15 protein-coding genes are annotated in these 25,619 nt (G+C 71.8%); 5 read left to right on the forward strand and 10 right to left on the reverse strand.

Annotation, left to right across the window (positions count from 1 at the left end; all coding sequences use genetic code 11):
• Positions 1–92: 92 nt before the first annotated feature.
• On the reverse strand, positions 93–1,109 hold the full coding sequence (locus C4V41_RS30225) for a LacI family DNA-binding transcriptional regulator (RefSeq protein WP_103959368.1): 1,017 nt from the start codon (positions 1,107–1,109) through the stop codon (positions 93–95).
• Between the two features lie 104 nt (positions 1,110–1,213).
• Between C4V41_RS30225 and C4V41_RS30230 the strand changes: the two genes are divergently transcribed.
• Positions 1,214–1,954, forward strand: coding sequence for an ABC transporter permease (locus C4V41_RS30230; RefSeq protein ID WP_235030457.1), 741 nt, complete (start codon positions 1,214–1,216; stop codon positions 1,952–1,954).
• 88 nt (positions 1,955–2,042) lie between these two features.
• Here C4V41_RS30230 and C4V41_RS63195 read toward each other — a convergent pair whose 3' ends face one another.
• The 4 genes from C4V41_RS63195 to C4V41_RS30245 all read right to left on the reverse strand — a co-directional run bounded on the left by C4V41_RS63195 (position 2,043) and on the right by C4V41_RS30245 (position 4,494).
• Positions 2,043–2,306, reverse strand: coding sequence for a hypothetical protein (locus C4V41_RS63195; RefSeq protein ID WP_200824318.1), 264 nt, complete (start codon positions 2,304–2,306; stop codon positions 2,043–2,045).
• 78 nt (positions 2,307–2,384) lie between these two features.
• Entirely contained in the window at positions 2,385–2,633 is a 249-nt protein-coding gene (locus C4V41_RS63200) for a hypothetical protein (protein ID WP_200824319.1), read from the reverse strand.
• Complete coding sequence (locus C4V41_RS30240) at positions 2,630–3,112, reverse strand: GbsR/MarR family transcriptional regulator (RefSeq protein ID WP_200824320.1); 483 nt, start codon at positions 3,110–3,112, stop codon at positions 2,630–2,632. Before C4V41_RS30240 ends, C4V41_RS63200 begins: the two co-directional genes overlap by 4 nt.
• 575 nt (positions 3,113–3,687) lie before the next feature.
• Positions 3,688–4,494 (reverse strand): serine hydrolase domain-containing protein, encoded by an 807-nt coding sequence (locus tag C4V41_RS30245; RefSeq protein ID WP_103959369.1) that lies wholly within the window; start codon positions 4,492–4,494, stop codon positions 3,688–3,690.
• Positions 4,495–4,510: 16 nt separating this feature from the next.
• Here C4V41_RS30245 and C4V41_RS30250 point away from each other — a divergent pair, with 16 nt between their 5' ends.
• The 4 genes from C4V41_RS30250 to C4V41_RS30265 all read left to right on the forward strand — a co-directional run bounded on the left by C4V41_RS30250 (position 4,511) and on the right by C4V41_RS30265 (position 9,903).
• On the forward strand, positions 4,511–4,891 hold the full coding sequence (locus tag C4V41_RS30250; RefSeq protein ID WP_200824321.1) for a sensor histidine kinase: 381 nt from the start codon (positions 4,511–4,513) through the stop codon (positions 4,889–4,891).
• An 86-nt stretch (positions 4,892–4,977) separates the two neighbouring features.
• The gene (locus C4V41_RS30255) at positions 4,978–5,919 is read left to right on the forward strand and encodes an esterase/lipase family protein (RefSeq protein ID WP_146103830.1); all 942 of its coding nucleotides are present in this window, start codon (positions 4,978–4,980) and stop codon (positions 5,917–5,919) included.
• Positions 5,920–6,470: 551 nt separating this feature from the next.
• Positions 6,471–6,968 (forward strand): hypothetical protein, encoded by a 498-nt coding sequence (locus C4V41_RS30260; protein WP_146103831.1) that lies wholly within the window; start codon positions 6,471–6,473, stop codon positions 6,966–6,968.
• Between the two features lie 394 nt (positions 6,969–7,362).
• Positions 7,363–9,903: an ATP-binding protein gene (locus C4V41_RS30265; RefSeq protein ID WP_160150433.1), complete on the forward strand. Its 2,541-nt coding sequence runs from the start codon at positions 7,363–7,365 to the stop codon at positions 9,901–9,903.
• Positions 9,904–9,924: 21 nt separating this feature from the next.
• Here the strand turns inward: C4V41_RS30265 and C4V41_RS62065 are convergent, their stop codons facing one another.
• The 5 genes from C4V41_RS62065 to C4V41_RS30290 all read right to left on the reverse strand — a co-directional run bounded on the left by C4V41_RS62065 (position 9,925) and on the right by C4V41_RS30290 (position 25,606).
• Positions 9,925–10,314 (reverse strand): hypothetical protein, encoded by a 390-nt coding sequence (locus tag C4V41_RS62065; protein ID WP_160150434.1) that lies wholly within the window; start codon positions 10,312–10,314, stop codon positions 9,925–9,927.
• A 412-nt stretch (positions 10,315–10,726) separates the two neighbouring features.
• Positions 10,727–11,941 (reverse strand): MFS transporter, encoded by a 1,215-nt coding sequence (locus tag C4V41_RS30275; RefSeq protein ID WP_200824322.1) that lies wholly within the window; start codon positions 11,939–11,941, stop codon positions 10,727–10,729.
• The gene (locus C4V41_RS30280; protein WP_103959375.1) at positions 11,938–19,071 is read right to left on the reverse strand and encodes a non-ribosomal peptide synthetase; all 7,134 of its coding nucleotides are present in this window, start codon (positions 19,069–19,071) and stop codon (positions 11,938–11,940) included. The genes C4V41_RS30275 and C4V41_RS30280 overlap by 4 nt, the downstream gene beginning before the upstream one ends.
• Entirely contained in the window at positions 19,068–25,418 is a 6,351-nt protein-coding gene (locus C4V41_RS30285; protein WP_160150435.1) for a non-ribosomal peptide synthetase, read from the reverse strand. Before C4V41_RS30285 ends, C4V41_RS30280 begins: the two co-directional genes overlap by 4 nt.
• Positions 25,415–25,606 carry an MbtH family protein gene (locus C4V41_RS30290; RefSeq protein ID WP_103959377.1) on the reverse strand — a complete coding sequence of 64 codons (192 nt, stop codon included), beginning with the start codon at positions 25,604–25,606 and terminating at the stop codon, positions 25,415–25,417. The genes C4V41_RS30285 and C4V41_RS30290 overlap by 4 nt, the downstream gene beginning before the upstream one ends.
• Positions 25,607–25,619 lie beyond the last annotated feature (13 nt).

Below are 25,619 nucleotides of genomic sequence, written 5' to 3' on the forward strand. Positions count from 1 at the left end.
GCCGGCGGACTGGCTTACCGCAAGCGCTTACAGCGCGATTTACACAGTGATGAGCCGGACGGGACCTGTCAAGGCCCCATGTCAGGAAGCGGTCATGCCACGCCGCAGCCGCAGCTCCCCCGGATCACGAGCTGGGTCTCCAGTACGCGATCGACCGCGGCCGGCACGGTGCCCTCGATATCGCGCAGGAGCAACCGTGCGGTCTCCCTCCCCAGCTCACGCATCGGCTGGTGAACGGTGGTGAGCCCGGAGACCGGCAGGCCGGCCATCGGGATGTCGTCGAACCCGGTGACCGCGACGTCCTGCGGCACCCGATGCCCCCGGTCGAGGAGCGCGAGCACGGCGCCGATCGCGGTCTCGTCGTTGGCGCAGACCAGGGCCCGCGGCGGCGGCCCGGCCGCCAGCAGCCGGTTGACGGCGATGAACCCCTCCGACTGGGTCAGCCCCACCCGGACCGGCTCCGCGGGCGCCCCGGCCCCGGCGTGCCGATGCGCCTGCGTGAACCCCTGCCAGCGATAGTCCGCGTCCGGTGAACTGCCGGGGTCGCCGACGAACGCCAGCCGGTCGTAGCCGTGGTCGGCCAGCAGGTGCCTGGTCAGGCGGTCGAACGCGGAGACGTTCTCGACGCGCACCGTGGGCACGCCCGCCCGCGGCCTGCTGGCCAGCAGCACCACCGGGTCGCCGCGGTCACGCAGCCGGTCGACCACGTCGTCGGGCAGGACCCCGCCCATGACGGCGAGCCCGTCGACCCGCGCCGCGGTGTCCCTGACCAGTTCGTCGGACTCGCGCAGCAGGTGGGTGCCGAGGATGACGACGGCGAGCTGAGCGCGTACGGCCTCCTCCTCGAACCCGCCGATCACCTCGGAGTAGTACGGCCCCGACAGGCCGGGGAACACGATGCCGAGCGCGCCGTGCGAGCGCTTGGCCAGCCCGCTGCCCAGCCGGCTCGGCCGGAAGTCGTGCCGCTCGATGGCGGCCAGCACGCGGCGGCGGGTGTCGTCGGAGACCTGGCCCACGCCGCGGGCCACCCTGGAGACGGTCGCCACCGACACGCCGATCTCCTGCGCGATCTCCTGAAGGGTCGCGCCACGCTTGCCCCGCCTCGCCATCACCGCACCCGAGATCCCGAAAACGTTTGCGGAAGAATTTCTGGACTCTATCCACCGTGTACCCGGAGCGCAATGCCCCGGCTCTCGGCGAGACACTACCGGCTGTGCGTTCCTCTTCTCTGATCACACTGACCCCGCTCCTGCCCGTCGCACTGGTGGCCCTCGTCGCCCTGGGCGCCCTGGTGGCGTGGCTGGGCCACCTCGGTCACGGGCGGGCGGTCCTGACCGCCTGCCTGCGGGCGGCCGTGCAACTCGGCGCGGTCTCCCTGCTGATCACCTGGGTGGTCTCCTCCTTCGCGGCGGCGACCGGGTTCATCCTGCTCATGTACGGCGTCGCCGCCTTCACCGCGGGCCGGCGCATCACGCCGGGGCGGACTGCCTGGCGGGCGGCGGTGCCGGTCGCCGCGGGCACCGCGCCGGTGCTCGCCCTGCTGGCCACCAGCGGCGTGATCTCCATGGACGCGATCGTGGTCATCCCCATCGCGGGCATCCTGCTGGGCGGCTGCATGACCGCCACCTCCCTGGCCGGACGCCGGGCCGTGGACGAGCTGAACCACCGCAAAGGAGAGGTGGAGGCGGCGCTGTCACTGGGCTTCCTGCCGAGGGACGCCGCGCTGGAGATCTGCCGCCCGGCGGCGGCCCAGGCGCTGGTCCCCGCGCTGGACCAGACCAGAACGGTGGGACTGGTCACGCTGCCGGGCGCCTTCGTGGGCATGCTGCTCGGCGGCGCCGGCCCGATCGAAGCCGGGATCGTGCAGCTCGTGGTGTTGGTGGCACTGCTGGCAGCCGAGGCTCTGTCCATCGTGGTCACGACCGACATGGTGGCCCGCGGGCACTTCACGTGAATGGATGGCGGACGCCCGCCTCCTGCTGCCCGATGGGGCCGAGGACCTGTGGAACGACGGTTACGCCGATCTGATCGCCCTGGCCTGATCAGGTGATCGGGGTGTCGGTCAGCAGGTCGAAGGCGAGGCCGCTGGACCGTCCGCCGCGGCCGGTGTCACGCCGTACGGTGAGCCACACGATCACCTGGCCGTTTCGCGTACGGGTGCGGTTGTACGCGGCGGTCAGGCGGGTGCCCGTGAGCGGCACCTTCTCCTCGTTGATGAAGTACGCGCGCCCGGCGTCGAACCCCTCGCGGAGCAGGGCCGTCCGGGGAGGGACGGGGCTCGCCCACGTCGCTGAGCATCGCGGCACGCCGCAGTTGCACGCTGCGGTCGTCGCCGGGGACGTGGACCGGGATGAACGGGATCCCGTGCTCAGGGACGGAGCTCATCACCGGTACGCCACCGGCGCGCGCGGGTCGCCGGGCGGCGTGACCGGGCGCAGCCGGCGTCGGAACGCGAGGGTCTCGGCGGCGGGGCGGGGCTCGCCGGTGGGCATCCGGACGGTCTGCTCGATGCCCCACACCATGCTGGCGCTCTCGTCCCGCGCCAGCATGACCTCTTCCAGGCCGCAGGCGCGGAGGTAGAGGGTGGTGAGCATCGTCTGCTCCACGCCGGTGAAGTCGATTTTCTCCATCATTCTCTCCTCTTCTTTGTCGCGCGGTGCGCCTGCCAGCGCCGCATGAACTCCCCGCGGACCTCGGTCGCGGCGAACTCGCAGAAGTCGCGGAGCTCTTCGAGATGTTCTCGCTGGTCCGGCCGGTCCTCGCCGATCACCGACAGCCCGAACTCGGCCGCCTGCGCACCTGTCCGCATGCGATCGAGCTGGACCTGCAGCACCTGGGTGAAGCCGCCGGGTGCGATCCGGTAGTGGTGCTCGCGGGTGGACGACGGCAGCCGCTCCACCATGCCGCCTTCCTGCATGGGCCGGATGACGGTGCTGATCGACGCCTTGCTCAGGGCGAGCGCGGTGGCCAGCTCGGTCAGCGACTGCTGCGGCGGATCGCAGATCATCAGCCGGCCGTAGATCCTTCCCATCGTCCGGGGGCCGCCCACCATCTCGAAGAACAGCCCGATCCGGTCGACGAACTCGGCCTCGGCAGGGGAGATCTCCGGCACCACATCCACCTTTACAAGAATCGGATCGTTTAGAACGATCCTAACGATGCGGAATCCTTGGTCAATAGATGGGCGGCCGGGCGTTCCTTGCGAAATCCTTGAGCAGGCGCCCACCCTCCTGGCTGCCTTCGAAACAATGAACGAGTGCGATGGCGGATCCGTGGAACAACTGGAATACCGAAAGCTCATCAAAGTTCTGGAGCAGGTGGCCGAGGCTCGGCAGGGGGCGCTCTATCCGGTGCTGGCGGAGGCCTTGGCCGTCCATCTCGGGTGGATCGACGCGTTCGTGGCCGAGAATCCCGCGTACCTGGCGCCGGGAGGCCCTGGCGAAGAGCAGTACCTCACCATGTTCCGGCCGGATTTCGTGGAGGAATATGCCGAACGCTGGCGCTCGACCAATCCGTTCGCCTCGCCCGACGGGGTCGCCTGCCTGACCCGCCACGGTGTGGCGACCCTCGGACGGCTCCGCCTGCGGGCGACCGGCCCGGAGCGGGACTTCGCCGACACGTTCCTGCACCGCAACGGCATCGACGACATGCTGAAGATCGTCGTCCGATCCCGTACCACGGGCGCGGTCAGCACGCTGGGGGTGCCGTTCGACGGCGCGCGGCGCGCCATCGGACCGGGCGACCGGCTGATGGCGGCCACGCTGGGCCCGCTGCTGAGCCCGTACTTCGACGCGGACCGCCCGCCGGGCCGGTGAGCGCGACCCGTACCCGCTCCATCGCCTTCCAGGTGCCGTCGATCAGCCGCCGCTTGAACTCCGCGGCCCGATCGTGGCCGGTCACCTTCTCGATGATCATGCCGAGGAGGATGTAGTTGGTGGTGGAGTAGCGGTACTGTCCCGGATCGCCCTGACGAGGGACGGTCCGTGATGCCTTGACCAGGTCGATCGGCTTGTAGACGGTGGTGAAGTCGAAGACGTCGAACTTCCCGCTCTCGGCGAAGTCGGGGATGCCCGAGGTGTGCCGGAGCAGTTGCCGCACGGTGATCTCGGCGGCCCGATCCACGTGGTCGTGCTCGGCCGTCTCGGGCAGGAGGCTGCTGAGCTTGTCGTCCAGGCCGAGCCTGCCCTCCCCGGCGAGTTGCAGGACGATCACGGCCTCCATGAGCTTGGTCTGGGACGCGATGCGATAACGGGAGCCCGAAGGAATGCGGCCGCCCCTGCCGCCGAGCAGGCGTGAACCCGCCGTTCCCCGGTCCACCCGCTTGCCGTCGACGTACACCTCGCCGATGACGCCCACCACGCCCGCGGTCTTCGCCACGCTCTCGATCGCCTGCTGGACGTCTCCCAGCTCGGCGGCTGCTGCGGGCGCGTGGATGCTCAACGCCAGCATGACGGACGCCAGCCCGGTCATTCCGGCCGTTCGTGTACGGCTCATTTTCGGTGATCCTCCCTTGAGGGCTTTCGAGGGTGATCACATCTACCGGCCGGCGCCGGTCACCGGCGAGCCCGTCCTGCTGGAACGGATGATCGGAAACCTGGTCGACAACGCGATCCGCCACAACCAGGCGGGCGGGCGCCTGACCGTCGACACCGATTCCGTGGGCGGACGCGCCGTCCTGCGCGTCGGCAACACCGGCCGCCGGATCCCGCCCGGGAAGGCGCAGGCGCTGCTGGAACCGTTCGTGCACGGACAGGGCACCCGCGTCCGTACCGACGGCCTGGGGCTGGGACTGTCCATCGTGCGCGCGATCACCCTCGCCCACCAGGGACGCATCACGGTCACCGCCCGTCCCGGCGGCGGCCTCGACATCACCGTCGACCTTCCGGCGTGACCGGTGCAACACCGCAAAACGACCGATGCGCAGCTGATCATCCGCGCGTTACATTGCCTCCGACTTCACGGAAACGGAGAGCGTGGATGCCCAGATTAGCCAGATCCGGTTATGCCCTCTGCTTGATCGTGGCCACCGTCGCGGCCACCCTGATCGCCACCGCACCGGCCGCGTCGGCGGTGCCGGCGCGCGCCAACGGACACCGGGTCACCGTCATGGTCCACGGGTTCGATCGCGAGGCCGACATCAGCTGCTCCGGCGCATGGAACAGCGCCGAGAGCCTGCTCAACGCCAACGGCTGGGGCGACGTCGTCACCTTCGGCTACTACAACAAGGCCACCAACTGCGACCTCAGACTCCGGGGCACCACCGACACGCGCATCCAGGAGGTCGGCCGCCAGTTCGCGTGGACCGTCTACTACCTGTACTCCAGCCGTGACGTGGCCATCGACGTCGTGACCCACTCCATGGGCGGCCTGGTCGCGAAGGCGGCCATCGAGGGCGTCAACAGGTACGGCGTGGGCAAGCCGGCGCCCGACCTGTCCGGGCTGACGGTCAACCAGGACGACCTCGGCGCGACCACGTGGCCCAGAGACTGGCCCCCGTTCCTGTACATCGAGGACATGGTCACGTTCGCCACTCCACACCAGGGCATCGGCAGCGCGGTGGTGACCGCCTGCGCCATCACCCACGAGCAGTGCAGCGACATGCGTCCGGGCAGCGGCTTCATCAGCTGGCTGGGCAAGCAGCCGCTCTCCCAGATCGGTACGGACTACACGTTCCTCGCCTCGCGTCACGACGACACGGTCAGCGCCGACTCGGCGACCAACAAGCGCACCGCCCATCACTGGGCGCTCTACGGCGCGAACGCGGACGGTGGCACCCTGACTCACACCTCCATCCGCAACACCTCGACCGGCGACTGGCAGGCGTCGTACGGAGGGGAGTTCAGCGACGAGGGTGAGGGCACCTACCCCGCACCGCTCCCGCGAATGATGGACGGCCTCTACGACCAGCAGGCCCACTAGCGCGGAACGACGATCGGCACGCCACGAACGTGGCGTGCCGTGCTCGAAATGAGCGGCTCATGGATCCAATCGAGCGATCGTCAGCTTGTCCTCTGTCGACGGGTCACTCAATGCGCCGGCGGCCAGGACCGTGTGGGTGCCCGGGATGTGGGCCAACGCCGTGATAGCGCTGATCCGCCTGCGCGAATGCCGCGAGCCCATCCGCATCTCCGGCACCCTGCTCGATTTATTGCGGATACGCACGATAGTGGCGGCCAGCGATTTTCTTTCTTCAGGGCGAGTGCTCGGTTTACGCCCTCCGCACAGGGCGAGCGGCCGGCCGACCACCTAGCACCACGGACCCACGTCAACGACCCTGCTCGTGACGGCTCGCCCGGCCATTTAGCGGACATTGGGCGGACATGTGGTGGATGTAGCAGATTGTCACGACACGGAGCCGATAGTGTTCCTACCGCGCATTTCTCGATCCCGCGATGACAATGCGCGGAACGTTCGCTCATCCATCAGCACAGGCATATGAAGGGAAAGTCGATATGAGGGCGAGATTCACCGTGATCGGAATACTGGCGGCCGCCGTGGTCACCGCCGGGTCCGGGATTTCCGCCGCCCAGGCCGAAACCGGCCGGCCGGCCGCGCCGACCAAACCGCTGGTCCGCTATTTCGATGGTCTCAAGCATTATGTGACCAGTGGCGGAAGCCCCGGCGCGGCATACCGCGAGGAGGGCCGGACGCCGATTCTCACGACAAAGACGCTGGGCCTCACCAAGGCCATCTACGGCTGCCGCGCGGGCAATACGGAACGCGACCAATTCCTGACCGGCGACGCCGGCTGTGAGAACAGCGTTCATGACACGGGGAACAATACCTTCCTACGGCAGGAGGGCTACCTCTACACGCGTCAACTGCCGGGCACGAAGCCGCTCTACCGCTGCTATGTCCCCCACACGAAGAGCCACTTCGTCTCCGTCCGCGGCGACTGCGAGCGGACGCCTACCTCCAACGTGGTGGCGGAACACATCCTGGGATACTTCCCGGCCGCGGGCCGATAGAGATCGCGGTCAAGGGCGGTTCGGTTTCGTAGCCGGTTCGCGTTCGCGCATCGGCCGGCCAGGCTCCGTCGTGCCACGCGGCGCCGCCCTCACCACCTCCTGCCTCCCCGGCTTCCCGCGCCCCCGCCGCAAGGCTCACCCACGCCAAGACCCGGCAAGGTCGCACCAGTCCCCTGATGGTCCTCGCCCCGGAGATCACCCTGGCTTTCATGCCGAGGGCCCTCGCCCGCCGGTACGGGCCGATCACCGAGTTCGGCGCGGCTTGGATCTTGGGGTTTTGCCCTGACTTCTGGGGTTTGGATGGCGTCGCCTTGCTCGCTGGTCCAGGGTGGGGTGCGTGGGAGAGGTGTACATGCCTTCAGGGGGAAAAGGCGATGCTCAGGCAGGTTCTTCGATGGAAGAGCCGGCGTTGAGCGTCTTGCTGCGCGGCTGGCGTGAGCGGGCCTTGCTGTCCCAGGAGCAACTGGCGGCGCGGGCGGGGCTCAGTGCGCGGACCATTCGCCGGTTGGAGACGGGTGAACTGCGGCGGCCGCGCAGTGCGTCGATACGGTTGCTGGCGCAGGCGCTGGATCTGGCCGCTGCCGAGCTGTCGATCCTGGTCCGCGCCGCCGGCACCGACACGCACGACCCTCGCCCGGAACGGTCGGCGCTCCGGCAGTTGCCGGCCGATGTGGCGGCGTTCGTGGGACGGGCGCGGGAGCTGACCCTGCTCGAGGAGGCGGGCGACGCGGCCACGGTGGTGATCACCGCGATCGACGGGATGGCCGGAGTCGGCAAGACCGCCCTGGCCGTGCATGCCGCGCACCAACTGGCCTGCCGTTTCCCCGATGGTGATCTGTTCGTGGATCTGCACGGCTACACCCAGGGCATGGCCGTGGCGGAGCCGGCCGACACGCTGGCCCGGATGCTGGGTGTGCTCGGTGTGCCTGGGGAGTCGATTCCGCATCATCTCGACGATCGGGCGGCGTTGTACCGCAGCCTGCTGTCGGACAAGAAGATGCTGATCGTTTTGGACAACGCCGCCGATGAGGCGCAGGTGCGGCCGCTACTGCCCGGCAGGGGCGGTTGCCTGGTCCTCATCACGAGCCGGCGACGGCTGATCGGTCTGGACGGTGCCCTCACGCTGTCGGTGGACGTGATGCCGCCGGCCGATGCGATCGCGTTGTTCACCGGCACCGCCGGGCAGGAGCGGGTCGCGGGCACGCCGCGGGAAATGCTGGCCGAGGTGGTGCGGCGCTGCGGGCTGCTGCCTCTGGCGATCCGGCTGGCCGCGGCCCGGCTGAAGGCTCATCCGGCCTGGACGGTGGACCATCTGCTGGAGCGGCTGGAAGAGCACGAGAGCCGGTTGGGCGAACTGCACGCCGGTCAGCGCAGCATCACCGCCGCGCTGGACCTGTCATACCGCGAACTCGCCATCGCCGAGCAGCGCGCCTACCGCTTCCTGGGACTGCACGCGGGCCCTGACATCGCGCCCGATGCCGCCGCCGCACTGCTGGACACCACCGTCGGGCAAGCCTCGACGCTGCTGGATCAGTTGCTGGAGGTGCACCTGCTGCAAGAGCCGATCTCCGGCCGGTATCGCTTCCATGACCTGATCCGCACCCATGCCACCGCACTCACCACCGAGGAAGAGTCGGAGACCGAGCGGCGCGCCGCGCTGACGCGGCTGCTGGACCATTACAGTCAGGCCGCCTCAGCGGCAATGGACCGCCTCTACCCCTACGAAGCCGATATGCGGCCGCGGCCCCCATCCGGCATCGTCTCCATGCCTGATGAGGCAGCGGCCACCACCTGGCTGGAGGCGGAGTTGTCCAACCTGCTGGCCCTTGCCCAGCATGCCGCCGAGCACGACTTTCCAGAACATATCCGGCACTTGTCGACCACCTTGCACCGATGCTTGCGCACTCGCGGCCGATACGCCGAGGCCGAGACCCTCCACCGGCAGGCGCTGTCCGCCGCCCGCGCCGCCGCCGATCGCCTGGGTGAGATGGAAGCGCTCATCGCACTCGGCGAGATCCGCCACATGCAGAACCGGTACGAAACAGCGATCGAGGACACCTCGTACGCCCTGGAGATCGCCCGCGCCATCGGCCGGCGCCCGGGCGAGCTGCGAGCGCTGAACACCCTGGGCATGCTTCGCGCGGTCCACGGACAGTACGTACAGTCCGGCGAGAATTTCACGAAGGCGCTGAACATCGCCCGGGCGGTCGGTCACCGTACCGGCGAGCTGGACGCGTTGATCGGCTCCGGCCACATCCATCGGCTGATGGGACGACACGAGCAGGCTGTCGACAACCTGACGAGAGCTCTGGACATCGCCGGGACGATCGGTCACCGTACCGGCGAAGCGCGCGCGCTGCTCGGGCTCGGCCACATCCATCTCGGCCGGGACGAGCACGAGGCGGCCACCGACTGCTTCACGCGGGCAGGCGATCTTGCTCGCGGCACGGAGCACCGGCTCGGCGAACTCGACAGCCTCACCGCCCTCGGTGACCTGCACCGTGTCCAGGGGCGGCACGAGCAGGCCCGCACCTGCTACCAGCGGGCCCTCGATCTCGCCCGCGAGATCGGCAACCGCAACTGGGAGTTCGAGGCCGTCCACGGCATGGGCCGGCTGCAGCACGACGCCGGCCACGCCGATCAGGCGCTCGACAGCCATCGCCAGGCGCTTCGCCTCGCGACGGACCTCGACCAACCGGGCGACCAGACCCGCGCCCACGACGGCCTCGCCCACGCCCACGCCGCACTCGGCCGGCACGACCAAGCCCGCCACCACTGGACCCAGGCCCTGAGCATCATGACCACCCTGGGCACCGACCATACCGACGAGCAGGGAGTCGACGTCGCGAGCGTTCGCGTTCACCTGGCCCGTCTCACGGCGGTGAACTCCGGCGAAAGCCCCGCACCCCGTGAGCCGGGGCCCGGGTCAGGTTGAGCACGATCCACCCCCGCAGCGTCAGATCGCCGAGCCGGTCGAGGCGCGGAAGACACCGACCAGCCCAACAACCCGGCCCCCGTCCCAGTCCTGCGCGGGCATCTCCACGGCCCCGAGCATGGCCGTCTGTGCGACCGGGTGGCCCGGGTCCGTGCTGTTGGCGGTCCACCAGCCGGTGTGGAGGCTCCGGATCGACCCGTCGTAGAACTGGTAGTCGACTCGCCCGTTGCTGTCCGAGCCGGAATAGACCCAGACCCAGCCGGCGCCCGAGCCGGGGTTGTTGTCGAGCTGGGCTTGGACGGTGTAGTGCGAGGTGCTGGTGGCGGCCGCGGCGGGCAGTGCCACGCCGGCACCGGTGACGGTCGCGATCGTCGCGACGAGGGCCGTTCTGGCCAGAATGCTCTTTCTCATTTCCCGTTCTCCTCTTCGCGCCTGCTCCCCTAAAAGGGTTTCATCAGGAGATTAGGATTGAATCGAGGCGAAAAGGTGGCCGCGTCGCTTCGGGGTCGTCCAATCCGGCGCTGTTCTTGACGTTTCAGCCGTGCCGAATGCTTGACGCCATGAAAGCGAGTCCTTGCATTCTTTCTTGCCGTTGGCCTTTTAGGCGAGGCCTGGCCAGGCTGTGGCACGACGTCCAGCGCGCTCAGGTCCAGATCGAATGTGGCTGCCATTCAATCCTCCTGTTTTCCGATGAGGCGGCGCGATTCCCGCGCCACTCTCACGGAATCACAGGGATTTCCCGGCGGGCCATTGTCTTTCGCCTGCTCCATGTCCAGCCTGATTTGATATTTGACGCATTGACGCCGGCTGGCGCTTGACCCGCTCATTCGACCAGAACACGGTCGCCGGCGTGGCGGATGCCGTTGCCGAAGGTCGCCAGCAGGGCGGATCCGGCGACGGCCGCGGCGAAGAACAGGATGGCCGCGGCCGGCCCCCAGGCGGCCACGATGGCTCCGGCCAGGACCGGCGCGATGGCGGCCATCGAGGTCGCCGCCACCATGATGACGCTGCTGACCCTGCCCTGCAGCCGGTCGGGCGTGATGGCGGCCTGGAAGCCGAAGAGCGCGGCGTTGCACGCGGGCCCCAGGAAGACGGCGAGCCCGAGCGGTACGGCCGCGGCGATGCTCGACGTCAGCATCGCGACGCTCGCCAGCAGGGCCGCCGCCGCCCAGCAGATCAGCCGGGCCAGCGACGCCAGGCTGAGACGGCGCTGGAGCGCGGGGGCGACGAACGCGCCGAGCAGGCCGCCCACCGCGACGATCGTCTCCGCCAGGCCGATGACCGCGGGCGGCGTGCCGTTGCGCTGCAGCGCCACGATCACGGAGAAGAGCACGCCGCCGATGGCGAAGTTCAGCGGCGCGGCGATGAACATCAACGCGCGCAGGAAGGGGTGGGACAGCACGAAGGTGACGCCTTCTGCCAGGGCCGCACCGTACGCCTGCGGCTTCTCCTCTCTCTCCGCCTGCAAAGGCTTGCGGATGAACAGCACCAAGACGACCGAGACCAGCGACGAGATCGCGTTGGCCAGGAACGGCACGGCGTGCGCGACCCCGAACAGGAGGCCGCCGAGCGGCGGGCCGGCCAGCGAGGCGCCGTAGGAGCGCGCCTCGTTGCGCGCCACGGCGGCCGGCAGTTGCGCGATCGGCACGATGCTGCGGATCGAGGCGTCCTCCGCCGTCCCCGACAACGCGCTCCCCGCCGCGTCGGCCGCCGCGACCACGAGGATCAACGCCAGACCCGTATGGCCGGAGAGCACGGCGACGGTGAGCGTGGCGAAGACGGCCAGCCGCAGCACGCCGCAGCACGCCATGACGTGGCGGCGGTCCATCCGGTCGACCAGGACGCCGGCGGGCAGGCGCAGCGCCAGCCGGGCCACCTGGGTGATCGTGCCCACCATCCCGGCCTGGACCGGGGAGCCGGTCTCGGCCAGGACCAGCAACGCCAGCGCCAGCGACGCGATCCCGTCTCCGAGGTCGGCCAGCGACTGGGAGGTCCAGAGCAGGTTGAACTCGCGGTTGCGCCACAGGCCCGCCATCATCGCGCCCGCGTGAGTACGCCGGCCAGCTCGGAGACATGCGGTTCCTCCATGACGCCCAGGTGACTGCCGGAGATGGTGGTCCACGTGCTCGGCGCCCCGGCGACCAGCTCTCGCCAGGACCGTACGTAGTCCGCCGCCCCGATGCCCTGGAGCACGCTGTGCGTCCCGGCGGCGATCTCCGCACCGAAGATCATGTCCACCGACCAGCGCGCGGGCCGGAAATCGTAGGAGAAGGTGGCTCTCAGCAGGGCGTGCCAGCCGCGTACCTGGTCCAGCCAGGACTCGTCCGTCAGGTCGTCCTGCGGCAGCTCCTCGTCGAGCAGCTCAGCGAGCAGGGCGAACGCCTCGGTGCGGACGCCCTCCTCGCCGGCCGCGAGCCGGGTGAAGAGAGCCTCGCACCGCCCGAAGTCGCGCAGTTGCTCGCCGGCGTCGGTGAGCGGCGAGCCCGGGTCGAGCAGCGCCAGACGCACCGGGACGCCGGACTCGGTGAGCACCCGGGCCATCTCCCACGCGACGGCGCCGCCGCCGCACCACCCCAGCAGTGTCAGGCCCTGGCCGGTCAGGCCGGGGTCGAGCTGGTCGAGGTAGTGCCGGGCCAGCTCCACGGTGGAGCCCGCGCCGGGGAAGGAGGCCCCGGGGAAGCGGAAGGCGCCGACCGGCCGTCCCTCCGGCATGATCTCCGCGAGCCGCTCGTACCAGTGAATGCCGCCACCGCCCGGATGGACGCACAGCAGCGGCGCCTGTGTGCCCGTCGAACGCAACCAGTGCAGCGGCCCGCCGTCGTCCGCCGTCCGGCTGGTGGCCAGGGCGGCGGCGAGTTCGGCGGCGAGTTCGGCAATCGTCCGCCGCCGCAGCACGTCGGCGACCGAGACCGTGCCGTCCAGGGCCTGCGAGAGCCGGGCCGCCAGCCGTACCGCCAGCAGGGAGTTGCCGCCCAGGTCGTAGAAGTCGTCGTGGACGCCGACCCGGTCGGCGCGCAGGACGCGCTGCCAGACGGCGGCGATCCGGGCCTCCAGGTCGTCGCGGGGCGGCACCGGCGCGGCCCGGTGGTCGTCGCCGAGCGGCAGGACGGCGAGCCGCTCCCTGTCGATCTTGCCGGTCGCGTTCCTGGGCAGGTCGGTGAGGGGCACCACCCTGGCGGGCACCAGGTAGGCGGGCAGGCGGTCCCGGAGGAACCGTTTGAGGTCGCCGGGCGAGGTGCCGGGGGCGGCGACCACGAACGCGGTCAGGTGCCGCCGCCCGCCGTCGCCGCGCACCACCGCGACGGCCTGCCGGACGGCCGGGTGGGTTTGCAGGGCCGCCTCGATCTCGCCCGGCTCGACGCGATGGCCGTTCAGCTTCACCTGGTGGTCGATGCGGCCCAGGAACACCAGCTCGCCGTCGGGGCGGCGGATCACGCGGTCACCGGTGCGGTAGAGCCTGGCCCCGGGCACGCCGCCGAACGCGTCGGGCGGGAAGCGGTCGGCGGTCAGCTCCGGCCGGCCCGCGTAGCCGCGCCCGACCCCGGACCCGCCGAGGCAGAGCTCGCCCGGCACGCCGACGGGCACCGGGTCGAGGTTCACGTCCAGGACGTACGCGGCGGTGTTGGCGATGGTACGGCCGATGGTCAGCCCCTGCTCCTGGCCGGGGAGGATCTCCAGGCCGGTGGCCATGATGGTGTACTCGCTGGGCCCGTACAGGTTGAGGAAGCGGACGCGGCCGGACCACCCTTCCGCGAGCGGCTCGGGGCACGCCTCGCCGGCCACCGCCACGACCCTCAGGCCGGGCACGCCGTCCGGGTCGAGGACGTCCAGGGCCGACGGGACGATGACGAGGTGGGTGACCTCCATCCCGGTCAGCAGGGCGGACAGGACCTCGCCGACCGCGAGGACGCCCGGGTCCGGGATGCACAAGGTGGCCCCGCGGGTCAGCGCGAGGACCATCTCGAACAGGGCCATGTCGAACACCACCGGGGCGAGCTGCGCCACCCGGTCGCCGGGCTCGACGCCCAGGACGTCGAGTGGCGTTCCGGCCAGGTTCAGCAGCCCGCGATGGGTCAGCATCACGCTCTTGGGCTCTCCGGTCGAGCCGGACGTGCTGATCAGGTAGGCCAGCGACTCCGGAGCGCACCGGACGGGTTCGGCGAGCGGCGTCAGCCCGGCGCACGAGGCCGGCGACAGCACGGGCAGGCCCAGGCCGTCGTCGTCCTCTCCCAGCACCAGCAGCGCGCCCGCGTCGCGCAGGAGGGCCTGCCTCCGCACGGCCGGCTGGGCCGGGTCGAGGGCCAGGAACGCCGCGCCTGCCCGCAGGACACCGAGCATGGTCACGACGAAGTCGCAGCCGCGCGGCAGGCTGATGCCCACCACGGTGTCCGGCCCGGCGCCGCGTGCCAGTAGAGCGGCCGCGACCTGGCCGGACCTGTGCCGGAGCCGCGCGTACGTCAGGTCTCCCGCCGGGTCGCGGACCGCCGGCTCGTCCGGCCGCTCCACCGCCCACCGGTCGACGAGCTCCACGAAGCCCTCTCCCACCGGCTCGGCGGGACCGGCGGCCAGGGCGAGCGCCCGCCGGCGGTCGGACGGGCCGAGCAGCGGCAGGCGCGGGTCGCCGTGGGGCGCGGCGGCCATCGCCGCCAGGACCTGGGTGAGCAGCCGGCCGACCAGCTCGCCGTACTCGGGCGCGACCTGTTCTGGCCGCGCCGTGATGGCCAGGCGGTCGCCCTCGGTCGAGACCGCCAGGGCGAACTGGGTGGGGCTGACGTCGTGCAGGGCCTCGGCGTCGATCAGGTCGAGGTCGAGCACATGGAAGTTGATGTAGTTGAAGGCGGTCTCGATCAGCGGGACGTCGCCGCCCCACTCCCCCTGCATGACCGGCAGCGGGTAGCGGCGGTGCGCGTGGACCGCGATCTCCTCCGCGAACACCTCCCGCACGTACGCGACCCAGGTGCCTGGGACGGCGGGCGCGGCGAACGGCACCGTGTTGAGGAACATGCCGCGCACCTCGTCACCCCCGAGCCGCTCCGGGCGGCCGTTGGAGACGATGCCCGCGAAGAACCGCTCCTGCCCGCTGACGATCGCGAGTACCCGCAGGTAGGCGGTGAGCAGCACCGTCTTGTACGGCACGCCCGCGATCCGCGCGAGCTCCCGCAGCCCAGGGCCCGGCTCTTGGAGGGGTACGTGGACCTCGTAGGTCAGCATGCCGGCCGGCCCGGCCCACAGCTCGGGCAGCGACAGGCGCTCCCAGTCGCCGTTCACCCGCTCCGCCCAGAAGCGGCGGTCCTCCGCCGACCGGATCGAGGCCTGCTCCAGGGCGACGAAGTCGGCGAAGCGGACCGCGCCGGGCGGGGCGGGCTCGGGCGCCCCGCCGTCCCGGTATGCCTCGTAGACGTGCAGGATCTCGGTCATCAGCGAGTTGTGGCTCCAGCCGTCGAGGACCGGGTGGAACTCCACCAGCAGCAGGTGCCACGTCCCGGCGGTGGACGGGACGATGTGCAGGCGCCACAGCGGCGCCGCGTCAAGGTCGAACAGGTCGGCGCGTTCGGCCGAGATGACCTCCCACAACCGGGCCTCCCGCTCCCCGGCCGGCACCGGCCGCAGGTCGGTGAAGCGGATGTCCGGCGTGACGTGCTCGTGGACGAGCTGCATGGGCTCGGAGAAGGTGGTGACGTCGAACCCGGTGCGCAGGATGTCGTGCCGGGCGGTCACGTACGCGGCCGCCCGGCGCAGGGCCTCCAGCGAGAAGGTGCCGCGCTCGCGCACCGGGTACGCCGTCACGTTGTGGTAGCGGTGCACCTCGTCGTCGCGCAGCAGCTCGTAGAGCATGCCGGCCTGCGTCTGCGCCAGCGGATAGGCGTCCTCCACATCGGCCGGCACCCGTTCGCGGTCGGCCGGTGAGAGCAGGGCGAAGGGCTTCGCGGGCGCGTCCGCCTCGACGGTGCCGCCGGCCAGTTCGGCCAGCTCGGCGACGCTCTGGCGGCGGAACAGGTCGGCGACCGTGACGCCGAACCCCTGGGCGCGCAGCAGGCCCACCGCGCGGACCGCGCGGATGGAGTCACCGCCGAGCGCGAAGAAGTTGTCGTGCACCCCGACCCTGGGCACCTCCAGCACCTCGCTCAGCACCGCCGCCGCGACGGATTCCGCCTCCGAGCGCGGGGCCAGGTAGGCGACGGCCGAGCCGAGGCTGGGCTGGGGCAGCCGGCCGCGGTCGAGCTTGCCGTTGGCGGTCAGGGGGATCCGGGGGATGGCGGCCACCGCGGCCGGGACCATGTAGCCGGGTAGCCTGGTGGCGGCGTGCCGGCGTACGTCGTCGAGGGCCGCTTCGCCGGACAGGACGACGTACCCGAAGATCCGCCCGTCTCCGGGCCCGCTCCAGCGCACGTCGACGACCGCCGCGCGCACCGACGGGTGGCTCGCCAGGGCTGCCTCGACCTCGCCCGGCTCTATCCGATGGCCGCGGATCTTGATCTGCTCGTCGGCGCGGCCGAGGTATTCGAGCCGGCCGTCGGGACGGCGCCGGGCCAGGTCACCCGTCCGGTAGAGGCGCGCGCCCGGCTCGGTGCCGAACGGGTCGGGGACGAAGCGTTCGGCGGTCAGCGCGGGGCGGCCGAGGTAGCCGCGGACCACCCCGGCGCCGCCGACGTAGATCTCGCCCGGCACGCCGACCGGGACCGGCTGCCCGGCCGAGTCGAGCACGTGCGTGCTCAGGTCGGCCAGGGGACGGCCGATCGGGCTGCGGCCGGCGCGCTCCCGGCAGTCCGCCTCCCCGAGCTCGTGGAAGGTGACGTGCACCGTGGTCTCGGTGATCCCGTACATGTTGATCAGGCGGGGCCCGCCCGGCCGGAACCAGGGCCTCAGCGTCGACGGGTCGAGCACCTCACCGCCGAAGACGACGGCGCGCAGCGCCGGCCCGCCGAGGCCGCCGCGCTCCTCCAGCGCCCGGGTCAGGCCCGCGAAGGCGGACGGGGTCTGGCTGAGGACGGTGACGCGCTCGTCGATGAGCAGGCGCAGGAACTCCTCCGGCGAGCGGGAGGTCTCGAACGGCACCAGCACCAGGCGGCCGCCGTGCGCCAGCGCGCCCCACATCTCCCACACCGAGAAGTCGAAGGCGTAGGAGTGGAACATCGTCCACACGTCGTCGGGACCGGTCGCCAGGTCACGGTCGATCGCGGCGAACAGGCGCACCACGTTGCGATGCGTCACCATCACGCCCTTGGGCCGGCCGCTCGAGCCGGAGGTGTACATCACGTACGCGAGGTCGTCCGGATCCACGGCCCGGCCGGGGTCCGTGCCCGGCAGTTCGGCGAGCGCGGCCCGGGTGGCGTCGTCGTCGAGGACGACGAGCCTGGCCCCGAGCCCTTGCGCGAAGCGGGATTCGGTGATGACGAGCGCGGCGGCGGCATCGTCGATCATGAAGTTGACCCGGTCGTCCGGCTGGTCCGGGTCGAGCGGGAGGTAGGCGGCGCCCGTCTTCAGTACGGCCAGCAGGGCGATGACGAGGTCGGCACCGCGGCCGAGCCGGACCCCGACCAGGCCGCCGCCGCCCACGCCCAGGCCGATCAGGTGCCGGGCCAGGCGGTTCGCCCGCTCGTTGAGGTCGCGGTAGCTGTGACGCGCGTCGCCGGCGTGGAGTGCGACCCGCTCGCCGGCATGGGCGGCCACGCGTTCCACGGCCTCGTGCACGGTCGTGGTGACCGGGATGCTCACCGGTTCGGCGGCGGGCTCGTCGTCCGGCTGGAAAGGAACCTGGCCGACCGGGCGGTCCGGTGCCGCCGCCAGCGCGGTCACGAAGGCGGTGAAGTGCCGGGCCATGCGCCGGACCGTGTCCCGGTCGAACAGCGCGGCCGGGTAGACGATCTCGCCCGTCCACGCGCCGTCGGCGGGCACGGTGACGGTGAAGGAGAGGTCGAACTTCGCGGCGGTCCAGTCGATGTCGAGCATCCGCGCCGTCAGGCCGGTCAGGGCCGGCTCATCGTCTCCCGAATCCTCCTCCACCGTCAGGCTGGCCTGGAAGAGCGGGTTGCGTGACAGGTCGCGGTGGGAGCGGAGCTCGGTGACCAACTGCTCGAAGGGGACGTCCTGGTTGGCGTACGCGGCCACCGCGCTCGCCTTGGCCTGCCGTACGAGAGCGGAGAAGGCCGGGTCGTCCGCCAGGTCGGCCCGCATGACCAGCATGTTGCCGAAATAGCCGATGGTGCCGGCCACCTCGGCCCGTGGCCGCCCGGCGGACGGCACGCCCACCGCGATGTCGGGCTGCCCGCAGGAGCGGCCGAGGAACGCCTGGACGGCGGCGAGCAGGGTGACGAAGGTCGTGGCGCCGGCGGCCAGGCCGGTCTCACGCAGAGCCCGGGTGACCTCGGCGGGGATGACGAACGGCTCCGCGGCCCCGCGGGAGTCCCACTCGGCCGGGTGCGGCCGGTCGGTGAACAGCCTCAGGTCGTCCAGGCCGTCGAGCTCGGCCCGCCAGTAGTCGAGCTGGGCCTGGCCGAGCATCCCTCGGATGCGGTCCCGCTCCCAGCTCGCGTGGTCGGCGTACTGGGTGAGCACCTCGGGCAGGGCCGGCGGCCGGTTCTCCACCGCCGCCGAGTAGAGCTCGGAGAGCTCGCGCAGCAGCAGTCCCGCAGACCAGCCGTCGAAGGCGATGTGGTGGACGCAGATCAGCAGGACGTGCCGCTCCGGGCCGAGCTCCACGAGGTGGAAGCGGATCGGGTGCTCCCTCGCCAGGTCCATCGGCAGCCGCGAGAGCTTGGCGATCACGCGCTGCAGGTCCTGCTCGCCCGCCGTGGCCCGCTCGATCCGTTCGGGCGCGGGCGGATCGGCCACCTGCCGGGGCTGGCGGTCCACCAGGACGTAGCGGGTACGCAGGACCTCGTGCCGCGCCACGACCTCGGTCAGCGCCTTCTCCAGCGCCTCCTCCCGCAGCGGTCCTGTCAGTGACATGGCCACCGGGATCAGGTACTCCTCCTGGCGGGCGTGCAACTGGTCGACCATCCACAGCCGCTGCTGGGCGAAGGAGAGCGGCAGCGGTCCGGTGCGTGGCAGGCGCGGGATGACCGTGGTCTCCGCCGCCTGCCGGGACCGGCCGGCCAGCCGCCGCTCCAGGAGCCTGCGGCGCAGCTCCGCCGCGTCCGTCCCGGAGTGGGGTGCGTCGATGCTCATCGGGGGTCGGCCTCCAGATCCTGCGCGGCGAGGGCCACGATTTCGGCGTCGGACAGTGCGTCAAGTGAGGCGGTCACGGCCTCGCGGACCACCACGGCGAGCGACTCGACCGTGGTGGCGGTGAACAGGCGGTGCATCGGCAGCTCGATCCCGAAGATCTCCTGGAGCCGCATGCCGGCCCGGGTGGCCGACAGGGAGTGGCCGCCCAGGACGAAGAAGTCGTCGCCGGGCCCGAGCCCGGACAGGCCGAGCACCTCGGTCCAGATCCCGGCGACCGCCCGCTCGGTGGGGTCCAGCTCGCGATCGGGCGCCTGCTCGGCGGGCGCGGCCCGGCTTCGGAGCAGGAGCGCCTGGTCGAGCTTGCCGTTGGGGGTCAGTGGCAGCTCGTCGATGATCGTCAGCGCGGCCGGCACCAGGTGCCGTGGCAGGCGGCTCCGCACGGCCGACCTGACGTCGGCGGCTTCCAGCCGGGCTCCGGCCGCCGGTACGACGAAGCCCAGCAGCCCCTGCTCCCCGCTGGGCAACGGCCCCGGCACGACGGCGGCCGCCCGCACCCCCGGCAGCGCGGACAGCACGGCCTCGATCTCGGCGGGTTCCACCCGGAAGCCGCGGATCTTCACCTGCCGGTCCGTACGGCCGAGGAACGTCAGCACTCCGTCCGGCCGCATCCGGACCAGGTCACCGGTGCGATAGAGCCGGGCGCCGGGCGGGCCGGACGGGTCGGGCACGAACCGGTCCGCCGTGAGCTCCGGGCGGTTCAGATATCCGCGCGCCACCCTGGGGCCACCGGCGTACAGCTCCCCCGTGGCCCCGGGCAGCACCGGGCGCTGGTCCGAATCCAGGACCAGCAGGCGGGAACCGGGCAACGGCCTCCCCAGCGGCAGCGGGTGGCGGCCCGCGCGCCGGGCCTCCGCCTCGTCGGCGACCAGGAAGGTGCAGGCGATGGTGGCCTCGGTCGGGCCGTACGTGCAGCCGAACGCGGCACCCGTGCCGAGCGCGTGCCACGCGAGGGCGTCCTCGCCGGTGACGACGTCCCCGCCGACGCTCATCAGGCGCAGCCGGGCCAGGCGCGGGTCGTCCGGGACGGCCGCGTGGAGGAGCTCCCGGTAGTACACCGGGGTGACGTCCACGACCGTCACCGCGTGGTCGTACAGATCGTGCAGCATTTTCGCCGGGGAGACCGCGCGGGCGTCCAGCACCGCCACGGCCGCACCGCTGATCAGCGGTGCCATGATCTGGTCCATGGACGCGTCGAAGCCGAGCGAGGCCAGCAGGGCGAGCCGTTCGCCCGGCGCGAGCCCGTAGGCGTCGGCCATGACCTGGCAGTGGTGGGTGAAGGCGGCGTGGTCGATCATGACGCCTTTGGGCAGGCCGGTGGAGCCCGAGGTGAAGATGACGTAGGCGAGATCGGTCAGCGCCGCACCGGCCGGGTCGTCCGTGATCAGGCCATCGTCCGGCTGGTCGTCGTCGCAAAAGACCAGCCGCCCGCCTTCGGCGAACTCGGTGGCGTGCGGCTCGTCCGTCACGACGGCGACCGCCCCGGTCTCGTCGAGCAGCGCTTCGCGCCGCTCCGGCGGATCGGCCTCGTTCAGAGGGACGTAGACGGCCGCGCGGCGCAGGACCGCGAGCAGCGCCACGACCGTCCGCACGCTCCGGCCGGCGTACACCGCCACCGCCGCACCCGGCTCCACCCCGGCGGCGGCCAGGCGCCGCGCGAGCCGCCGGCTGCGGTCGTCGAGCTCCCGGTACGTCACCGAGCCGCTCGGACCGGTGACCGCCACCGCGTCCGGGACGCGGGCCACCTGGTCGGCGAAGAGTTCGAGCACCGTGCGCGGACGTTCGGCGTACGGCGCACCCGTGGCGGTCCGCTCGCGCTCGGTGCGCAGGTCGATATCGGCCAGCACGGCGCCGGGCCGGGCGGCCACCTCGGCGGCCAGGTGGGCGAACCGTTCCCCGAGCCGCATGACCGTGGCCGGTTCGAACAGCGCCGTGGCGTACTCCAGCTCCCCGGTCCAGCTTCCGTCCGGGTTCGCCCGCATGGCCAGGGTCAGGTCGGTCACCGCCGACGGCGGCAGCGACTCGACGGGGGTGACCGTGAGGCCGGCCAGCGAGAACGCCTGACCTGCGCCTTCGAGCACCTGGAACATCGTGTCGAACAGCGGCGTGCGCGACGGATCGCGGTCCCGGCCCAGTTCGGCCAGAACCCGGTCGAAGGGCGCCTCGCGGTGGCCGTGGGCCTGCGCCAGCAGCGACCGCACCGCGGCCAGATGCGTGCGGAAAGTCTCCCCCACCCGCGGGACACGGACGGCGAGCGTGTTCACGAAGCAGCCCAGCACCGTCTCCGCACCGGCCGTGCCGCGGCAGTCGACCGGGGTGCCGATCACGAGGTCCCGCTGTCCGGTCACGCGGCTGAGCAGCGCCGCATAGAGCGCGAACCAGGTGGCGAACTCGGTCGCCCCGGCGTCCCGGCCGAGCTCCAGCACGGCCCGGGCGTCTTCGGCGGGCACGCGGAAGGCCCACACCGCGCCCGAGGGGTCCCGGGTCTCCGGGCGTGGCCGGTCGAGCGGCAGGTCGAGGGGTTCGCTCCCGGCCAGCGTCCGGCGCCAGTACGCCACCTGGTCGTCCAGGTCGCGGGCGGCCTCGTGGACCGCGTGGTCGGCGTACTGCCACGCGGGCGCGGGCAGCGGTGCCGCGGGGAGATCCGTGGCGGTCAGCGCGCGGTACAGCGCGGCCAGCTCCGTACCGATGATCTTCCACGACCAGCCGTCGACGGCGATGTGGTGGCTGAGCAGCAGCAGGATGTGCTCGTCCGGCGCGGCCCGCACCAGCGTGACCCGGAACTGGTGATCACGGCCGAGGTCGAAGCCCCGCGTGGCCGCCTCGCCGACGACCTCCTCGGCGGATCGGCCGGCCGGCTCGACGACCTCCACCGGCACCTCGCCGGCCGGATCGACGATCTGGGCGGGGCCGGAGCCGGGTACGACGACGTATCTGGTCCTGAGGATCTCGTGCCGCTCGGCCAGCAGCCGGCAGGCCGCCCGCAGCGCGCCGGTGTCCAGCGGGCCGCGCAGGCGGAAGGTCGCCGGTACGACGTACTCCCATCCCGAGGCGTCGACCTGGTGGAGCACCCACAGGCGCCGCTGGGCGGCGGACAGGACGATCGGGCCCGTACGATCCGCCCGGACGGGCTCGTCACCGGCCGTGCCGGTCACCGGGGTGGCGCGGGCCGCGAGCGCGGCCGCCGTCGGTGTGCCGAAGACCTCCCGCAGCGGCAGCACGAGACCGGCGTGATCCCGCAGGCGGGCCACCAGCCGGGTGGCCGCGAGCGAGTTCCCGCCCAGCCGGAAGAAGTCGTCATGGACGCCGACGCCCTCGATGCCCAGCACGTGGGAGATCGCCGCGACGAGTGCCTTCTCCGCCGTGGTGCGCGGCGCGACCATCTCGGCGCCCAGATCCGGCCGGATCAGGACCGGCTCCGGCAGTCCGTCGTGATCGAGCTTGCCACTGGACGTCCTGGGCAGCTCGGCCAGCGTGACGATCGCCGCCGGCACCAGGTAGGACGGCAGCCGCTCCCGCAGATAGTCCCCGAGACCGGCATCGCCCCGGACCGAATCCGACAGGACGGCGTACGCCACCAGGCCCGGCTCGCCGGTCGCGCCGACCGGACGGTGGACCACGGCGGCGGCCCGCACCCGCGGATGGGCCAGCAGCGCGCTCTCCACCTCCTCCGGCTCCACCCGGTGCCCACGGACCTTGATCTGGCGGTCCACCCTGCCGCGGAACTCCAGCACCCCGTCCGGGCGGCGCCGCACCAGATCACCGGTGCGATACATCCGGGCCCCGGGCTCGGCGCCGAAGGGGTCGGGCAGGAAGGCGCCGGCGGTGGCGGCGGGACGGCCGGCGTACCCGAGCGCGACACGACGGCCGGCGAGGTAGAGCTCGCCGGGCACGCCGACCGGCACCGGCTGGAGCCGGCCGTCCAGGACGTAGGCCCGGGTGCCCGGCACCGCGCGCCCGATCGGCAGGATGCTCTCCCTGCCCGTGAAGCCGGCGGTGTCCATCGCGGTGCACGTGACGGTCGCCTCGGTGGGACCGTACGCGCAGACGAAGGCGCCACCGAAGCCGCCGTCCCGCCAGCGCTGGAGGTCGTCGCCGCGGATGACGTCCCCCGCGAGGTACACCATCTCGACGGAGTCCAGCCGCCGGTCCCGGGGCTTCGCGCGTCCGATCAGCTCGCGGTAGTACAGCGGGGTGAGGTTGAGGTGGGTGAGGCGATGCCTGCCGATCTCGTCGAGGAGGTCGTCGGCGCCGAGCCTGCGCGGGTCGAGCGGGACCACGCGCGCGCCGCGTACCAGGGCGGTGAGGATCTGTTCCAGCGAGACGTCGAACCCCAGCGAGGCGGCGAGCGAGATCCGGGCGCCGGCCGTGATCCGGAACTCGGTGGCGATGACCTCCAGGTGCTCGGCCAGCGCGCCGTGCGAGATCTGGACACCCTTCGGCCTGCCGGTGGAGCCGGAGGTGTAGGCGATGTAGGCGACGTCGTCCGGGCCGATACGCGGCAAAGGCACCGGTCCGGAAGGCGGAGGCACCGCGTCGGCCGGGAGGATCGGGAGTCCGCAGTCGTCCAGTCCGGCCCGGTCCGGCCCGGCCGCGACGACCAGCACCGCTCCCCCGTCCGCGAGCAGGCCGAGCAACCGCTCCCGAGGGTGCGCGGGATCGAGCCACAACACGGCGGCCCCGGAACTCATGATGCCGGCCAGCGCGGAAACGAGATGCGGCCCGCGCTCCACGCAGAGGCCGACCACGTCACCACGGCGCACCCCGGCCCGGGCGAGCGCGGCGGCGAGGTCGCCGGCTCGCCGGGCCAGCGTCCGGTAGTCGAGGTCCCCGTCCGGCCCGGCGACGGCGATGGCGTCGGGCCGCCGCCGCGCCTGCCCGGCGATCAGCTCGGGCGTCATCACCGGTGCCGGCGGCGCCTCACGGTAGCCCAGCTCCGCGACATGCTCGGCCGCCGTCGACAGCGGCAGCTCCACGAGGGGACGGTCCGGCTCGGCCGCCGCCTGCTCGGCCAGCCGCACGAAGAGCCGGGCGAACCGCTCGATCATGGCGCGTTCGAACAGGGCGGTGGCGTACTCGAAGTGCCCGGTGAACCCGCCATCGGCCTCGTGCCGCAGGGCGAGCGTCAGGTCCACCTTCGCGGCGATCGGCGGCACGTCCACTTCCTCGAAGTGAAGGCCGCCGGCGGTGATGGCGGCGCCGCCCGCCTCCTCGAACAGGAACATCGCCTGGAAGAGCGGGTTCGCCGACAGGTCGCGCTCCGGCCGCAGGCGCTCCACCAGCACGTCGAACGGAAGCTCCGGGTGCTCCATCGCGGTCAGCGTCGTGATGACCGTACGGCCGAGCAGGTCGCGGAAGGTCGTCTCCGCCTCCACCGTGGAACGCAGCACCACCGTGTTCACGAACAGCCCGACCGTCTCGTGGGTGCGCCCGTCGTCGCGGCCGGAGACCGCGGTGCCCACGCTGATGTCGCTCTGCCCGCTCAACCGGGCGAGCAGGCCGGTGAAGACGGTCAGCGCCGTCATGAACCGGGTCGCGCCGGCCGAGCGGCCCAGCGCGGTCAGCGCCTTGGCGAGCGCCGGCGGAACGGACACGTCGACGCTGGCCCCGTCAGGGCGCCATATTCGCGGGCGGGGGTGGTCCAGCGGCAGGTCGAGTGCCGCCATGCCGTCGAGCTCGCCTTCCCAGAAGGCCAGCGAGCCGTCGAGTTCGCCGCGCAGGAACCGCTCGCGCTGCCGTACCGCATGGGTGGCGTAGTCCACCTGGATCGGGGCGAGCGCCGGCGTCACGCCGGCGACCTCGGCGTCGTAGAGCGCCCCGAACTCCTCGAACACCACATGCCCGGACCACGCGTCGAAGGCGATGTGGTGCGCGGTGAGGACAAGGAGGTGCTCGGTGCCGGTCAGTTCGATCAGCAGCCACCGCACCGGATGTTCCCGGCCGAGGTCGAAGGGGGTGCGCTGGTCGCGGGCGAGCACCTCCCGCGCGCGCCTCTCCCGCTCCCGCGGCGCGTGTCCGGTGAGGTCGACGATGGTGAGTGCCGGCGCGCTCTCACCGGCGGGGTGGACGACCCGTCGCGGCTCTCCCGCCTCGGTCCGGTAGGTGCAGCGCAGCACGTCGTGCCGCTGGTGCAGGCGGGTGAGGGTGGCGGTGAGCGCGTCCACCCGGAGCGGGCCGCCGATCCGGAAGATGTACGGGAGCAGGTAGTCGGTCCCGCCGGGGCGAAGCCGGTCCAGGAACCACATCCGCCGCTCGGCGTAGGAGAGATCGCCGGGCATGCTCGAGGTCATTCCTGGACCTGCCGGACGCTGCGCGGGCGCATGTCGGTCCAGACTTCGGCGATGTGGGTCAGGCATTCCTCCCGGGTGCCGGAGGTCCCCTCGCTGGTCCAGCCGAGAGGCAGCGGCCGGTCCGTGGCCCACACCGAGTACTGCTCCTCGTGGTTGACGACGACTTGGTAGGTGCGAATGTCAGGCATGAACTCGTCTCCG

This window comes from Nonomuraea solani, from assembly GCF_900108335.1.
Lineage (GTDB): Bacteria > Actinomycetota > Actinomycetes > Streptosporangiales > Streptosporangiaceae > Nonomuraea > Nonomuraea solani.

Coding starts and splice junctions, on each gene's coding strand:
- C4V41_RS30225 (WP_103959368.1), bottom strand. CDS start 1,109: ATGGCGAGGCGGGGCAAGCGTGGCGCGACCCTTCAGGAGATCGCGCAG.
- C4V41_RS63200 (WP_200824319.1), bottom strand. CDS start 2,633: ATGATGGAGAAAATCGACTTCACCGGCGTGGAGCAGACGATGCTCACC.
- C4V41_RS30245 (WP_103959369.1), bottom strand. CDS start 4,494: ATGAGCCGTACACGAACGGCCGGAATGACCGGGCTGGCGTCCGTCATG.
- C4V41_RS30255 (WP_146103830.1), top strand. CDS start 4,978: ATGCCCAGATTAGCCAGATCCGGTTATGCCCTCTGCTTGATCGTGGCC.
- C4V41_RS30265 (WP_160150433.1), top strand. CDS start 7,363: ATGGAAGAGCCGGCGTTGAGCGTCTTGCTGCGCGGCTGGCGTGAGCGG.
- C4V41_RS62065 (WP_160150434.1), bottom strand. CDS start 10,314: ATGAGAAAGAGCATTCTGGCCAGAACGGCCCTCGTCGCGACGATCGCG.
- C4V41_RS30275 (WP_200824322.1), bottom strand. CDS start 11,941: ATGATGGCGGGCCTGTGGCGCAACCGCGAGTTCAACCTGCTCTGGACC.
- C4V41_RS30280 (WP_103959375.1), bottom strand. CDS start 19,071: ATGAGCATCGACGCACCCCACTCCGGGACGGACGCGGCGGAGCTGCGC.
- C4V41_RS30285 (WP_160150435.1), bottom strand. CDS start 25,418: ATGACCTCGAGCATGCCCGGCGATCTCTCCTACGCCGAGCGGCGGATG.
- C4V41_RS30290 (WP_103959377.1), bottom strand. CDS start 25,606: ATGCCTGACATTCGCACCTACCAAGTCGTCGTCAACCACGAGGAGCAG.